Source organism: Pontibacter anaerobius (assembly GCF_026241195.1).
GTDB classification, from domain to species: Bacteria; Bacteroidota; Bacteroidia; order Cytophagales; family Hymenobacteraceae; genus Pontibacter; species Pontibacter anaerobius.
In genome coordinates, this window is the sequence record NZ_JAPFQO010000001.1 from 605,267 (window position 1) to 619,138 (window position 13,872).

At 50.0% G+C, this 13,872-nt stretch carries 17 protein-coding genes; 13 read left to right on the forward strand and 4 right to left on the reverse strand.

From position 1 onward, the window contains the following. The first annotated feature begins 9 nt into the window (after positions 1-9). The gene (gene lolA1 / locus OO017_RS02830; protein ID WP_266050915.1) at positions 10-654 is read left to right on the forward strand and encodes an outer membrane lipoprotein periplasmic chaperone LolA1; all 645 of its coding nucleotides are present in this window, start codon (positions 10-12) and stop codon (positions 652-654) included. Positions 655-1,077: 423 nt separating this feature from the next. Here the strand turns inward: lolA1 and OO017_RS02835 are convergent, their stop codons facing one another. Next, on the reverse strand, positions 1,078-1,596 hold the full coding sequence (locus OO017_RS02835; protein ID WP_266050916.1) for a peptidase associated/transthyretin-like domain-containing protein: 519 nt from the start codon (positions 1,594-1,596) through the stop codon (positions 1,078-1,080). 126 nt (positions 1,597-1,722) lie between these two features. Between OO017_RS02835 and pyrF the strand changes: the two genes are divergently transcribed. From pyrF to OO017_RS02885, 10 genes are all read left to right on the forward strand, one after another. Continuing rightward, the gene (pyrF, locus tag OO017_RS02840) at positions 1,723-2,550 is read left to right on the forward strand and encodes an orotidine-5'-phosphate decarboxylase (protein WP_266050917.1); all 828 of its coding nucleotides are present in this window, start codon (positions 1,723-1,725) and stop codon (positions 2,548-2,550) included. Positions 2,551-2,680: 130 nt separating this feature from the next. Next, complete coding sequence (locus tag OO017_RS02845; RefSeq protein ID WP_266050918.1) at positions 2,681-3,127, forward strand: WapI family immunity protein; 447 nt, start codon at positions 2,681-2,683, stop codon at positions 3,125-3,127. 135 nt (positions 3,128-3,262) lie between these two features. Further along, positions 3,263-4,033, forward strand: coding sequence for a hypothetical protein (locus OO017_RS02850; RefSeq protein ID WP_266050919.1), 771 nt, complete (start codon positions 3,263-3,265; stop codon positions 4,031-4,033). 116 nt (positions 4,034-4,149) lie between these two features. Continuing rightward, positions 4,150-4,491, forward strand: a complete 342-nt coding sequence (locus OO017_RS02855; RefSeq protein WP_266050920.1) for a zinc ribbon domain-containing protein YjdM — start codon at positions 4,150-4,152, stop codon at positions 4,489-4,491. Between the two features lie 97 nt (positions 4,492-4,588). Continuing rightward, positions 4,589-5,056, forward strand: a complete 468-nt coding sequence (locus tag OO017_RS02860; RefSeq protein ID WP_266050921.1) for a YehS family protein — start codon at positions 4,589-4,591, stop codon at positions 5,054-5,056. A 110-nt stretch (positions 5,057-5,166) separates the two neighbouring features. Continuing rightward, entirely contained in the window at positions 5,167-6,447 is a 1,281-nt protein-coding gene (locus OO017_RS02865; RefSeq protein ID WP_266050922.1) for a DUF2851 family protein, read from the forward strand. Continuing rightward, a complete protein-coding gene (locus OO017_RS02870; RefSeq protein WP_266050923.1) occupies positions 6,444-7,742 on the forward strand; it encodes a hypothetical protein in 1,299 nt (432 codons plus the stop codon). The genes OO017_RS02865 and OO017_RS02870 overlap by 4 nt, the downstream gene beginning before the upstream one ends. Before the next feature lie 58 nt (positions 7,743-7,800). Further along, a complete protein-coding gene (locus OO017_RS02875) occupies positions 7,801-8,430 on the forward strand; it encodes a NeuD/PglB/VioB family sugar acetyltransferase (protein ID WP_266050924.1) in 630 nt (209 codons plus the stop codon). 207 nt (positions 8,431-8,637) lie between these two features. Further along, positions 8,638-9,606 carry an oxygen-dependent tRNA uridine(34) hydroxylase TrhO gene (trhO, locus tag OO017_RS02880; RefSeq protein WP_266050925.1) on the forward strand — a complete coding sequence of 323 codons (969 nt, stop codon included), beginning with the start codon at positions 8,638-8,640 and terminating at the stop codon, positions 9,604-9,606. A gap of 204 nt (positions 9,607-9,810) precedes the next feature. After that, entirely contained in the window at positions 9,811-10,665 is an 855-nt protein-coding gene (locus OO017_RS02885) for a nucleoside phosphorylase (protein WP_266050926.1), read from the forward strand. 107 nt (positions 10,666-10,772) lie between these two features. Here OO017_RS02885 and OO017_RS02890 read toward each other — a convergent pair whose 3' ends face one another. The 3 genes from OO017_RS02890 to OO017_RS02900 all read right to left on the reverse strand — a co-directional run bounded on the left by OO017_RS02890 (position 10,773) and on the right by OO017_RS02900 (position 12,599). After that, complete coding sequence (locus tag OO017_RS02890) at positions 10,773-11,072, reverse strand: hypothetical protein (RefSeq protein ID WP_266050927.1); 300 nt, start codon at positions 11,070-11,072, stop codon at positions 10,773-10,775. Between the two features lie 134 nt (positions 11,073-11,206). Then, the gene (locus OO017_RS02895) at positions 11,207-11,506 is read right to left on the reverse strand and encodes a hypothetical protein (protein ID WP_266050928.1); all 300 of its coding nucleotides are present in this window, start codon (positions 11,504-11,506) and stop codon (positions 11,207-11,209) included. Between the two features lie 82 nt (positions 11,507-11,588). Continuing rightward, complete coding sequence (locus OO017_RS02900) at positions 11,589-12,599, reverse strand: acyl-CoA reductase (RefSeq protein ID WP_266050929.1); 1,011 nt, start codon at positions 12,597-12,599, stop codon at positions 11,589-11,591. Positions 12,600-12,714: 115 nt separating this feature from the next. Here OO017_RS02900 and OO017_RS02905 point away from each other — a divergent pair, with 115 nt between their 5' ends. Both OO017_RS02905 and OO017_RS02910 read left to right on the forward strand, forming a co-directional pair. Further along, a complete protein-coding gene (locus OO017_RS02905; RefSeq protein WP_266050930.1) occupies positions 12,715-13,065 on the forward strand; it encodes a 4Fe-4S binding protein in 351 nt (116 codons plus the stop codon). Between the two features lie 82 nt (positions 13,066-13,147). After that, positions 13,148-13,720: a pentapeptide repeat-containing protein gene (locus OO017_RS02910; RefSeq protein ID WP_266050931.1), complete on the forward strand. Its 573-nt coding sequence runs from the start codon at positions 13,148-13,150 to the stop codon at positions 13,718-13,720. The last annotated feature ends 152 nt before the right edge of the window (positions 13,721-13,872 follow it).

The window sequence follows — 13,872 nt, forward strand, 5'->3', positions numbered from 1 at the left end:
ACACACGACATGAAAAAATTACTCTCTCTACTTCTGGTTGTACTGATGTTTGTATCTGTGGCGAATGCACAGCAGGATCCTCAGGCCAGTAAGATCCTGAATGCCATGAGCCAGAAGTACCGCGCCATGAAAGCTTTCAAAGCCGATTTCGCCCAGACACTGGAAAACCCATCGGCCAAGGTGAAGGAAACCATGAAGGGCAACATTACCGTGAGCGGCGACAAGTATAGACTGGGCGTAAGCGGCCAGGAGATCATCAGCGACGGCAAAACCATGTATACTTTCCTGAAGGACGCCAACGAGGTAACCATCACGGAGTCGGATGAAGAGGCGGAGGCCATGGCCCCAAGCAAGATCTTCGACATGTATAAGAAAGGCTACAAGTATGCCTATGCCGGCACCGAGACAGTGGGAGGCGTGAAGCACGATGTGGTGGAGCTTTCCCCGGAAGACCGCAAGAACCCGATCTACAAGGTACGCCTCTACATCAGCCAGAAAGACAAGACCCTGAAGAGCTGGGAGATGTTCCGTAACAACGGCAACCGCTATACTTATACCATCAGTAACTTTGAGGCGAACCCAACGCTTGCCTCCGATGCCTTCCAGTTTAACAAGGCAAAGTATAAAGGCGTGAACGTGGTAGATCTAAGATAACCCAACCTTTATGATATAGAAAAGGCTGCTCCTGATTGGGGGCAGCCTTTTTGTTTTTATACTTTGGGATGGTTATTTGGCGCTGTTAAAGTAATTATGCCGCGGGTTTTCAACTCGTGGTTTCCCATGAGGCAAGCTTTCAGCTTGCATTGATTGTACAGTTTATACTTACGCAAGCTGAAAGCTTGCCCCATGAAAAGCCACAAGATGCAATCTTGCGACATCTTTTGCTGGCGCGGATCTGTGATCCGTGACTTTTTATACAGTTGGATTTACAAGTCAATTGGGCCGCAGGCCCGGCTATATTCGATGCAACTAACTTAACACCCCTGTGGTCCCCTCAAGGGGACAGTTTTCTGCCCTATACTTTAAACAGGCTTTCTTATACTTTGAAGTAACCCTTTACTTTGCGAACATCTGCAATCAATAAACCGCATAATTTAGCCTTAGGTTAAGGGATTCCACCACATCCTCATCCACATGCACAGGATTGATGCCCCCTTGCCCGTCAAATCCGTTGGCATACAGTTTTCCTTTCTCCTCAATAAAAACAGAATAGGTGCCCGGGCTTAATTTAGTCTGGTAAAAGCCCTCGGCATCAGTTTCTACCTCCATAAGTGGCTCGGCATTTATGGTATAGAATGCGGCTTCGTGTTGCACGGTTTCCTGTAGGGTGGTGTAGGGGTAAATGGCTAGTTTTCGCTTGACGGGATACTCTTTACAGGTGCTGTTGGGGCCGATGATCGGCATGCAGTTGCCTTCGATCAGGGTTAAAGTTCCGGCTATTCCCTGTGTTATCGTTATTTTCCCCTGGTTCAACTGCTTCAGCTCCTCAATGTTATTTACCCATTGGCTTGGGGCATTATCGCTCTCCTCTTTGCCGCAACCGCAAAAGAGGAACACAGAAAATGCCAGGGCAAGTATGATGGATGCTGTTTTCATGTGTTTCGCTTTATTTTAAGACCCGTTTAAACGAAGAAAGGTTGCGCACGCAGGAAAGGGGCTGGAAAGTTTCTCCGGCTGCAGCAAATTCATACTTTTGTAGAAACCAACCATCCCCTGAAAGCCATGACTAGAGAGCAGCTTTTCGAGCAGATCCTGAATAAGAAATCATACCTGTGTGTCGGCCTGGATACCGACCCGCTGAAGCTCCCGCAGCACCTGCTGGACCTGGAGGACCCGGTGTTTGAGTTTAACCGCCAGATCATAGAAGCCACCGCCGACCTTTGTGTGGCCTACAAGCCCAATATTGCTTTTTATGAGGCGCAGGGGCCACAGGGCTGGATCAGCCTGCAAAAAACGCTGGACGTGATACCGAAAGAGATCTTTACCATTGCCGATGCCAAGCGCGGCGATATCGGGAACACCTCGCAACTCTACGCCCGTGCTTTTTTCGATAACATGGATTTCGACTCCATAACGGTAGCCCCCTACATGGGCGCCGACTCGGTGAAGCCATTTTTAACGCAGGATGGCAAGTGGGTGATTTTACTGGCCCTCACTTCTAATGCCGGAAGCCAGGATTTCCAGATGTTGCGCCTGGAGGATGGCAACGAGGAATACCTGTTTGAGCAGGTGCTCAGAACGAGCCAGGAGTGGGGCAATGCCGATAACATGATGTATGTAGTAGGAGCCACCCAGGCCGATTACGTGCAGCGCGTGCGCCAGGTGGTGCCGGATAACTTCCTGTTGGTGCCGGGCGTGGGCGCGCAGGGCGGCAGCCTGGAGGAAATCTCCCGCATGGGCATGAACCGCCAGTGCGGCCTGCTTATAAACTCGTCGCGCGCCATTATCTATGCCTCCTCTGGTTACGATTTTGCCGAGAGAGCGAGAGAAGCTGCCTTTGCTGTGCAGCGTGAGATGGAGGTGCTGCTGGAGGAGTTGTTGGTGGGGTAGGGCTTGAGGTTTAAGTATAAAGTAGTCTCTATATAGTATATTCGTTAGTCCAGTTACGTTTACACGACTACTGTTGGTCGGATAAACGTAATAATTTTCCTTTATACAGTAGTTGTACTTCATAAAAAGTATGGAAGAATTCTCAATCATAGGTGATAATAGAAACTACATAAAAATTTCCTTTCAAGAAGTCTATGGCTTTCCTGAGTCCACTTGTCATTGGGGTGGATATGAGTTTAGAGCTACTGTTGAAATAAAATCTGGAAGCTTTACAGTCAAGTCATTCTTCTGGACATCAACTGGAGAGTTGTATGAGTTTTACAAAAAGCTAGAATCCTGTAACAGTGAGTTGAAGGGCAATGTGAAGTTTGTCAACTATGAAGATAATTTAGAGTTCGCCGCTAAGTATGATGAGTTGGGGCATGTGAATGTTCAAGGAAGATTTAATGAATTAGATGAGCTTAATAATGAGCTTGTATTCGAATTTAACTCTGACCAATCTTTCATTAGCTCTACTCTTGAAGAACTAAAGCCGCTTGTTTTGAAGTACGGTGACATGAAAGGAATTAGAAAATAACGAAGTACAACACAATGCTTAAGTAACCTAGCTAACGCTTAGGCATCTTAAGCACGCGGCCGTTGGGTGGTATAAGGATTATTAATGAGAAGCTGCTTCTTCCTTTAAAAACTTGAGAGAACAAACACCGTCCTAATGATAAAGAAGCAATTATGTCTTTTCTTGATATTCACAGCGTTGCTCAATGGCTGCAAGGAAAAGGAGCAAAAAAGCGTTCCAAATTATGATGACGTTCTTGTTGAAGAGGGCTTTGTCATTAAAACTGAGCAGAGTTTAATAGGAAAAAGTGATTGGTACTTCGTTTCCGCAAAAAAAGTGGATGAAAAGAATTGGTTAAAGAGCTTTAGGACGAAGAACTTAGAGAATGGTTTCTGGTTTGACCCTATGGGACATGATGAATTTCCACTACCTTTCATAGAAAAGCACATGGACACTCTCTACCTGCCGAACAGTACAGGGGAGAAAATATATACGTCTCAGCTTATGTTGTTTCCAGTCAGAATTGAGTACAAACTCGATCCCAGGTTTCGTGATAAGCAGCCAAGAAGTGTATTTGTGCAGAACATAGGGGAGCGGATTGTACAGTTCAGCTATAACAGCCTTCCAGTGAATATTCAGGACATGATTCCCCTTGTAGAACCTAAACAAGCAATTTTAGAGTGTAAGTGCGAACCAAAGGGTGATGATTCGAATGGGTACTTATACAAGGTCTGCATATACCTGAAAGAAAGAGGGGAGAAGTATTCTGATGCTCCATGCAATTATGGAATAAGAAGTATAGAGGAAGATACCTTGAATGGCAAGAAGGTGGTAAGGGTAAATTTGAATTGCTGCTATTTAGGCGATAGAGCCTTTTTCGACCCTGCGACCAAAGAGCTTATTGATTTTAGTTATGGGCCAAGATAGCCAGTTCATCAGTGCTGGCTAAAATACATCACAGAACAACACCTTTACGGTAGCTACGCCACCTCATGCCAAGTACGTTACAATCAAAACAATAACATTACAATAAAAATACCCCAATGTCAGAAGAAATGAAGCAGTGCCCCAAATGCAATTCGCCTTATGGTTACGCGATGGGCGAAGATATCTACGCCTGCCCGGAGTGCGGAAATGAGTGGAACCCGAATGAGGCGGAGGAAGAAGCAGGGCTGAAAGTAGTGGATGCGAACGGGAACATACTTCAGGATGGCGACTCTGTTGTGGTGATTAAGGATTTGCCGGTAAAAGGTGCCCCAAAACCCGTGAAGGCCGGCACAAAAGTAAAAAACATCCGCCTGACGGAAGGAGACCATAACATCGACTGCAAAATTGATGGCTTTGGCTCGATGGCGCTTAAGTCGGAGTTTGTGCGTAAGGCCTAATCTGCCTCCCTGTAAAAAGTATAACCCGAACCAGTAGCTGAACCTGCAAGTATAAAACAAGAAATCAAGCTGGGCCAAGACCACAGCAATATCAAAAATGAACAATAACGACATACTCCGCCGCATCCGCTATACGTTTGACTACGGCGATGATAAGATGATAGCCCTTTTCGGGTCGGGCGGGAAAGAGGTTACGCGGGCCGAGGTAAGCGACTGGCTGAAGAAAGAGGAAGACCCGGAGTGTAAGTTGCTGGACGATGAGCATCTGGCGGTTTTCCTGAACGGCTTCATCAACGAGAAGCGCGGCAAAAAGGAAGGCCCGCAGCCGGAGCCGGAGAAGCGGCTGAACAACAACGTTACCCTGCGCAAACTCAAGATTGCCCTGAACCTGAAGGACGAGGACATCCTGGACATCCTGGAGTTGGCAAATTTCCGCCTGAGCAAGCACGAGCTGAGCGCGTTTTTCCGCAAGCCCGACCACCAGCACTACCGCCCGTTGAAGGACCAGATCCTGCGCAACTTCCTGCACGGCATGCAGATCAAGTATAGAGGGCAAGACAAATAAGTCACTCAAATATAGAAAGTATAAACGCCTGCTCCGCATACAGAGCAGGCGTTTTGCTTGTACTTGATTTTGTACCATACTTTCCGCATCTTGAGGTATAAACCCGACCCATGAAAGAGGATTTCCTGCACTACATCTGGCAGCATCAGTACTTTGATAAAACCGCGCTGGCCACCACCGAGGATGAGCCGCTGCAGGTGCTGCGTGTGGGGTTTTACAATACCGATGCCGGCCCGGACTTCAGGGAAGCCATGCTTCGGGTAGGCAAGGTGGAGTGGTCGGGGAGCGTGGAGGTGCACCTGAGCGCCTCCGACTGGCACCGCCACCAGCACCAGCTCGACCAGAAGTATGACCAGGTGGTGCTGCACGTAGTATGGCAGGTCGATACCCAGGTGTTGCGAACCGACGGCACAGAGGTACCGGTGCTGGAGCTGCGAAACCGCGTGGACCTGCGCCTGCTGCAAACCTACGAACGGCTGCAACAGTCAAAAAACGAAATCCCCTGCGCTGCCTTCTGGCCCGGCGTGCCGGAAATTACGAAAACGCTGATGCTGGAGCGGGCGCTGGTAGAGCGCCTGGAGGAAAAGGGCGAGGAGGTGTTGCAAGTATACCGCAGCTACGGCAACGACTGGGAGCAAACGGCTTTCCATACTTTGCTGCGCGGCTTCGGCTTTAAGATAAACCAGCAGGCATTTGAGCAGCTGGCAAAATCGCTGCCGTTCCACGTGGTGCGGCGGCACCAGCATAATTTGTTGCAGCTGGAGGCGCTGCTGTTTGGCCAGGCCGGGTTTTTAGCCGATGCCGACGAGGAGTATGCGCAGCAGTTGCAGCGGGAGTATACTTTCCTGCGTCACAAGTATAAACTGGAGCCTTTACCGCGCCACCAGTGGAACTTCCTGCGCATGCGCCCCGCCAACTTCCCGACGGTTAGGCTGGCGCAACTGGCGGCGCTGCTGCACCTGCACCCGTCATTCTTCGCCAGGTTACTCGAAACCGGTACCGTGAAGAAGTATGAGCAGTTGTTTCAGGCTTCGGTATCGGCGTATTGGCAAAAGCACTACATGTTTGGCCGCGGGCAGAAAGCTGTGGCAAAGGGCATGGGCAAAAGCAGCGCACAGAATTTGGTGATTAACGTGGCCGTGCCTATACTTGCCGCCTATGCCGTTCATACCGGCGAGCGCGCCTACCTGGAGAAGGCCATGAACCTACTGGAGCAGCTGAAGGAGGAGAGCAACAAGTATACGCGCCTGTACGAAGAGCTGGGTTGGCAGGCAACGTCAGCAGCCGGTAACCAGGCGGCGCTGGGGCTTTACAAACGCTACTGCCACCCCGTAAACTGCATGCGCTGCGCCGTCGGCAACAAGATCATGAAAAACACACCAGCCCTGTGAGCATCTTTCTCGTTTACCTTTTCAACCTGCTTATACTTGCCGGATTTACCTGGTGGATGAGTAGGCAAAACTGGGCGCAGGAGCTGAAGCCATACTTCTGGCCGGCACTGGCGCTTAAGCTGCTGTTGGTTTTAGTGTTGGCAGTGCTGTTCTACTATGGTTTGATGGTGGGCGACCGCAACACATACCACCAGGGCAGTATACAATTGTGGCAGTATGCCCGGCAGGAGCCAGGAGCATACCTGAAGCTGCTCTTTTTTAACGAATTCGCTAGTGAGCAGGTGAAAGCCTCCTTCCCCTTCACTGACTATGCCGACCACCTGAACTCTTTCTTCTTTATAAAGCTGCTGAGCTTGCTCAACTTCGCCACTGCCGGCAGCTACCTGCTCAACAACCTTTACCTGGCTATCTACAGTTTCTGGGGGAGTGCCTACCTGGTAGCTGTGCTGGCAGGCAGCTATCCAAAGTATAAAACAGCAGGAGCCATCGCGTTTCTCTTCTTCCCGACGGTGCTGATCTGGAGTGTCGGTTTATTGAAAGACCCGCTGATGTACGGCAGTATGAGCTGGCTTACCGGCGCGGCTCTTGCTCTGGCACATCGCCAAAGATTCGGATGGGGCGGTTTCCTGCTGCTTCCGCTGCACTTTTATCTTTTTGTAAAGATAAGGATGTTCTATGCGGCTTTGCTTGTGCCGCTACTGTTGGTATACGTGCTGGTGCAGCGGCTGAAAGTACGGCATACTTCTTTACAACCTTTGCGGGCACAGTTACTTTTCTATGCCGTTTTGGGAGTAGTGGCTGTAGGGTTAGTGGCGCTTGTTTTCCGCGATAAGTTACTAGTGGACTACCTCCCGCTCTACATCCACAAAAGCTATGCTGCCATGCTGCCGCGTGCGCTGGGTAAACCGCATGTGGCCCTGGAAGGTCTGCAGCCAGCGCTGCAAAGCATGTTTCTGCACTATCCAGAAGCCATGATCAGCTCAATTTACCGCCCATTCATAGGAGAATCCTGGAAGCCATTGTACTTATTAGCTGGCCTGGAGAACCTGCTGCTGCTGCTGCTCACCGGGTTGGCTTTTGCATCTGCATTCAGGAAAGGGGCAAATATAAAGCCGGAGCTGCTGCACGTTGTCTTGCTGGTGTTTATACTTGTGATGGCCGGCGTAACGGGCCTCTCTACCCCGAACTTCGGCACCCTGAGCCGTTACCGTATTGTGTACCTGCCCTTCCTGGTGTACCTGCTGCTGCAAAACGTGTATGCGCAGCGCCTGCTGCAGCGCTTTCGTCTGCTGTAGCTATACTTTCAAACTCCCGCACTTCTTCGTACCTTTGCGCCTTATTTAAGATTGACTTATGCAAAATCCGGTAATCATATTAGGCGCCCAAAAGCTGGGAACCACGGCATTGGATATCTTCAACAGCAACGATGTGATCGTGTACTGCTTCCTGGACGATAAATTGCAGCAGGAGGAGGTGAACAACGTGGCGGTGATGAGCAACACTGAAGATAACGAGTTCCTGAAACTGGCGGGCAAAACCTGCGATGTGTTTGTGGCCGTAGAGGACTCAGCGGCCCGCAAAGGCCTGATCAAGATGCTGAAGGACGAGCACAAGGTAGTGCCGGTAAATGCCATTCACCGCTTTAGTGCAGTGTCGGAGCATGCCTGGCTGGGCCACGGTATTCTGGTTGGTGCTGGGGCCGTTATCAGCAACAACGCCAAAGTGGGCGACAATAGCCTTATACATGCCAGAGCTTTGGTGGATACCAAGGCAGAAGTAGGCAATGATGTAGAGATCGGCGCAGGAGCCATCATTAACTCTGAGGTGGTTATCGGCGACGGAGCCTTTATCGGTTCGGGAGCCGTAGTGGTTTCCGGCGTAAAGATCGGTAAGAACGCGCGCATTGGGGCTGGCTCTGTGGTAGTGGCCGACGTGCCTGCCAAAGCCACGGTATTTGGCAACCCGGCTGCCCCAATAAAATAAACTTTTGTACTTGCCGCCGCTGTTACTAAACTGACAAAAGTCATTTTCAGGAATAGGAGCCACTGATACCTTTGCAAGATAATTCTGAATGCGTGATCAAGTGAATGTTTACAGGCCATGACCTGTTCATCCTCTTATCCTGAAAATCCTGATTAAGACAAATAAACAATAATTAACTTTTAACACTTAGCGAGAAACTAAGCAGTTATGAATAAACCCTACAGCATACTTCTGTACTATTGCTACACGCCGATCGAGGATCCGGAGGCGTTTCGTGAGCAGCACCACCTTTTCTGCCTGGAGCTAAACCTGCTCGGCCGTATCATTGTGTCAAAAGAGGGTCTGAATGGTACCGTGTCTGGTCTTAAAGAGGACTGCGACAAGTACATGGCCGCTATGCACGCCGACCCGCGTTTCGCCAAGATCGACTTTAAGGTGGATGAGTCGGATAAGCACGCGTTTGCTAAGCTGCATGTGCGCACCAAGGCTGAGATCGTACACTCCGGCCTGCTGCACATTGATCCGAACGTGCGCACGGGCAAGCACCTTGCCCCGAAGGAGTTTAAGGAGATGAAAGACCGCGACGATGTAGTGGTAGTGGACATGCGCTCCGACTACGAGTATACCGTGGGCCGCTTCAAGAACGCTGTAACGCTGGATATCGAAAACTTCCGTGAGTTTCCGGAGAAGGTAGAGGAGCTGAAAGAGAAGTTCAAAGACAAAAAAATTCTGACCTACTGCACCGGCGGCATCAAGTGCGAGAAAGCGAGCGCGTTTTTGCTGGAGCAGGGTTTTGAAGACGTTTACCAGCTGCATGGCGGTATCATAAAGTATGGCAAGGAGGCCGGCGGCGAGGATTTTGAGGGTAAATGCTACGTATTCGATAACCGTGTGGCCGTGGATGTGAACAGCGTAAACCCGAAGGTGATCTCTACCTGCCATGTATGTGGCACACCAGACGACCGCATGGTGAACTGCGCCAACCCGGTATGTAACCTGCACGTGGCCATCTGCGAGAAATGCGGCTGGGAACTGGACGGCGCCTGCTCTACGGAGTGCAAGGAGCACCCGGAAAAGCGCCCTTACGACGGCACCGGCTATTACCAGAAAGAGATGAACGGCTATAATCCGCTCAAAGGATTCAACCGCAAAAAGAAAACTGACGTACAAGTATAAGTATTCTCTAAAGCTCAGAAAAGCGTGCGCCTAATCAGCCACGCTTTTCTTGTTTTTATACCTTTGTATCCGAGCAATCCACTCTTAAAGTAAACAAAGCTCCCCCTAAGATTAGTGAGAACAGAAGTTTTAAACTAGCGAGAGTAGCTTGGAGGGGTAGGGGTGGTTGGACATCATAAACGATATAAGCATCATTAAATAAAAATGGCAATCCCGGAATCAGAATTAATTATAAACCCAAACGGCACAGTATACCACCTCAACCTGCTGCCGGAGCATATTTCCGACACTATTATTACCGTAGGTGACCCCGAGCGGGTGGGCAAGGTGAGCAAGTATTTTGATGAGATAGAGGTGGAGATAGCCAAGCGCGAATTCGTAACCCACACAGGTTACTACAAGGGCAAACGCCTGACGGTGATCTCAACGGGAATGGGCACCGACAACATCGATATCCTGATGAACGAGCTGGATGCCCTGGTGAACATCGACTTCCGCAGCCGTGAGGTTAATGAGGAGAAGATAAAGCTGAGCATCGTGCGCATCGGTACCTCGGGCTCTTTGCAGGAAACAGTGCCGCTGGGCAGCCACCTGGCCTCACACACAAGTATAGGACTAGACTCGCTGATGGAGTTTTACGAGTTGGAGCAGACGGAAGGCGAGCAAAGTATAAGCGCTAAGCTGCAGCAGGAGCTGGGTCTGGGCTTCCGGCCATATTGCGTGGCAGGTTCCCAGAGCCTGATCCAGAGAATCGCTTTTGATATGGTGCCCGGCAACACGCTTACCTGTCCGGGTTTCTATGCACCACAGGGCCGCGTGCTGCGCGGCGGCTTACGAATTGAACAACTGCTGCAGACCTACCACAACTTCCGCCACAACGATTACATGCTAACCAACTTCGAGATGGAGACGGCCGGATACTACAGCATGGGCCGTATACTGGGCCACGAAATGCTGTCGCTGAATGCCATTGTGGCGAACCGTATCACCCAGCAGTTTGCCGAGAACGCCGAGCAGGTGATAGACGACCTGATTTTAAAGGTACTGGAGCGAATTTAAGGTCTTACCCGCGCAGAAACTAAAAACGGCTTGCTCAGTAGTTGAGCAAGCCGTTACGTTTTATACGTACCTATAAGTGCGCAGGGCGCTAAAGTTGGTTTCATGGCTTAGCAGTAATTAATCTCTAAGATGGAGCGCAGCGGCAGAAACATACCTGACCTTAGCAATACAAAGTCCTTGTCGAATCCCCAAAGGGCGGCTTCCACGCATTTCTTCTCGCCGGAGGCTGTCTTAAACGTGATCATGGACTTGTTGCGGTACGTGTTGCTGAGAATGGTGGCGCGGTTAGCGGCATAATAGCGGCGGCTTTTGGCCTCAGAATCCTGCAGCACATCCGTTTTGCTGAATTTGAGGGTGGAAATGCGGTCTTTGTTGATGAGTTGGGTGTCGGTTTTTTGATTTAGCATAGTATACTTATTTGGTTCACCCTATATAGTGCAGATATCATGCCGGAATGCTGTTGCAACATCTAACCTATGGTAATCAAAAAAGGCAAGTATGGGTATACTTGCCTCGTTATTAGGGGAATGGGATTTCAGGTTTAAAAGAACTCTATGCCGATGATAGAGGTAACCGGGATGGAACAACCTGCCTTCAGAGTCATGAACTTTTCATCAACAGCCCAAACAGTGGTATCCACGCGGTGCTGTTTGCCATCTGCTGTCTGAAAGGTTATCTCAACTTTGCCCTGATACACATTGCCAAGGGAGGTGGCGCGGTTCAGGTCCCACATGCGTTTCTTGCGGGCTTCAGGGTCTGTGAGTACGTCGGTAGGCCCAAAGTGGAGAGACGGAATCTGCTCCTTCTCCAGCATCGGGATAGTGTTTACATAAGTTTCCATGTGCGGTGTGATTTAAATATCTATAACCAATATAGGAAACCGCTATGTAAGATGCAATGTTTTAACGCTGATTTTTAAGGAACTACAAACGCTGCAGAAAAGCCAGGGTGTCTACGCCGTCGGCATAGTCCCACACCATGGGGCGCTGAGCCTCGCCAAACGGAATGCTGGCCTCCAGCCAACCGTGCGCTGATACCACCACCTGGGTTTTATCCTTCACCTCGTGCAGCTTCTGGCGCAGGTCCGAAAGTGAGGTAAAGGTATCGTAAAACAGCACTGAGATCGGCGAAACCAGGTTGGCGCTCTGCTGCACCAGCATAAAGCCGTTGTCGAAGTGCGGTACGCGGTTCACCAGAAGTATGGATTTGTTGTAGTCGTAGTTGTTCTGGTATTTGTGGTGGTCCAGGATATTGGAGCGTTGCTGATTAGCCTCAAAAAACCTGTCAAAAGTATAACCCTCCGGCACAAACACCTTCGATACGTTGCGGCAGCCCAGGCCGTAGTAGCGGAAAATATCCTCGCCCAGCGCTTTCAGGTCGTCGGCCTCCTCGTGGCCGGTAAGTACGCCAATGCTGCTTCGGTTCTTTCGGATAATATGCGGGCGCTTGGCAAAGTAGTACTCAAAGTAGCGGGCCGTGTTGTCGGAGCCGGTAGCAATAATGGCGTCCGCCTCCTTCAGCATATCTACAAACTCAATGCGGTTGCCAAAAGCCGGTTCTATGCCTATCAGCATGTTAGCAATGCGCTTCATCAGCATATCGTCGCTGGAGCTGAGCTTGCCCAGCAGGAAATGCCCGCTTATCAGCACCGACAGGAAATCGTGGAAACCGACCATCGGGATATTGCCCGCCATCACCACACCAACCTTTTTGGGTGTAACCTGTTTGAGGTGGTACGGGTAAAGCCACTCACGGAGGTATTGCTCCTCCAGCATGGTAATAATGCCGTTTAGGGCACAGGACACATTCTCCTCTGTAAACCAGGGGTTACGGGAGGCAGCCGAGAAAGCCCAGGCCTGCCGCTCTTCGGGCGTCAGGTGCTGTAGCTGTTTCCCGAGTTCTACAAAGGCTTCGATCCTGTTCTCTAATGTCATGGCAATTTGCGTGGCTCGTAAAAAATTACTTGATAGGGATACTGTTTGTTCCTAATTTTGTTCGTTAAAAGAAACAGAAGTACAAAAGTATAAAAAATATACAGGAGATACGACTATGGCTATAATGATAACCGATGAGTGTATAAACTGCGGAGCCTGCGAACCAGAGTGCCCGAACACCGCCATTTACGAGGGCGGCGCGGAGTGGACCTGGGGCGGCGGTACCGCGCTGAGCGAGGTGGAGATCGACGGAGGCGAGGTAATCGCCGGTGATGCGGCGCAGACACCTATTTCAGATGAGTTTTACTACATCGTTTCCGATAAGTGTACCGAGTGCATGGGTTTCCATGAGGAGCCTCAGTGTGCCGCCGTTTGCCCCGTGGATTGCTGCGTGGACGACCCGGACTACCGCGAGACAGAGGAAGAACTGCTTGCTAAAAAATCCTGGCTGCACCAGGAGGCATAAGTATAAACAGCATCATGCCGGAAAAACCTGTCTCCCAAAGGCAGGTTTTTCTGTTTAAGCCCAGATAAAAAAGCAAAGCGCCATGGAAGGACAGACCCACGAAGGCAAAACGTTTGAGAAAGTAGTATACGCGAACAAGCCCATCAAAAATAGGGAATTTGAGCAGTGCACTTTCAGGAACTGTGATTTCTCGAATGCCGATTTCTCGCAGAACCGCTTTACCGACTGCATTTTCATCGGCTGCAACCTGGCCATGCTTAAGCTGCACTGCTCCACCCTGAGCGACGTTGTTTTCCGGGAGTGTAAGCTGACAGGCGTAAACTTCAGCGAGTGCGAGGACATTCTCTTTACGGTACGCTTCGAGAACTGCATCCTGGACTATGCCTCATTTGTAGGCCGTAAAATGGCCAAAACGCCCTTTCTCCATACTTCCCTGAAAGGTGCCGACTTCTCAAACGCGAATCTTGCGAATGCCGTGTTCGGCGAAACTGACCTGGAACGGGCCGTTTTCAGCTTTACCAACCTCACCGGGGCCGATTTCTCCACCGCCTTCAATTTTGAGATAGACCCGGAGCTGAATACCGTCAAAAAGGCGAAGTTCTCTCGCCACGGGCTGCAGGGGCTGCTGGCAAAGTATAACCTGCAGGTCGTCTGATGCGGCAGCTTCATGAAGGTTAAAAAGCCTCTGTCCGGAGGTTTGGCCACGTTATAAAGTATAACGGATACGTAAAACCACGGCTTCTTTCTGAATATCATTCTTAATTACCACAAATTCCCTAATTTTGCCTTTTAGCGCAAAAAGCAGCA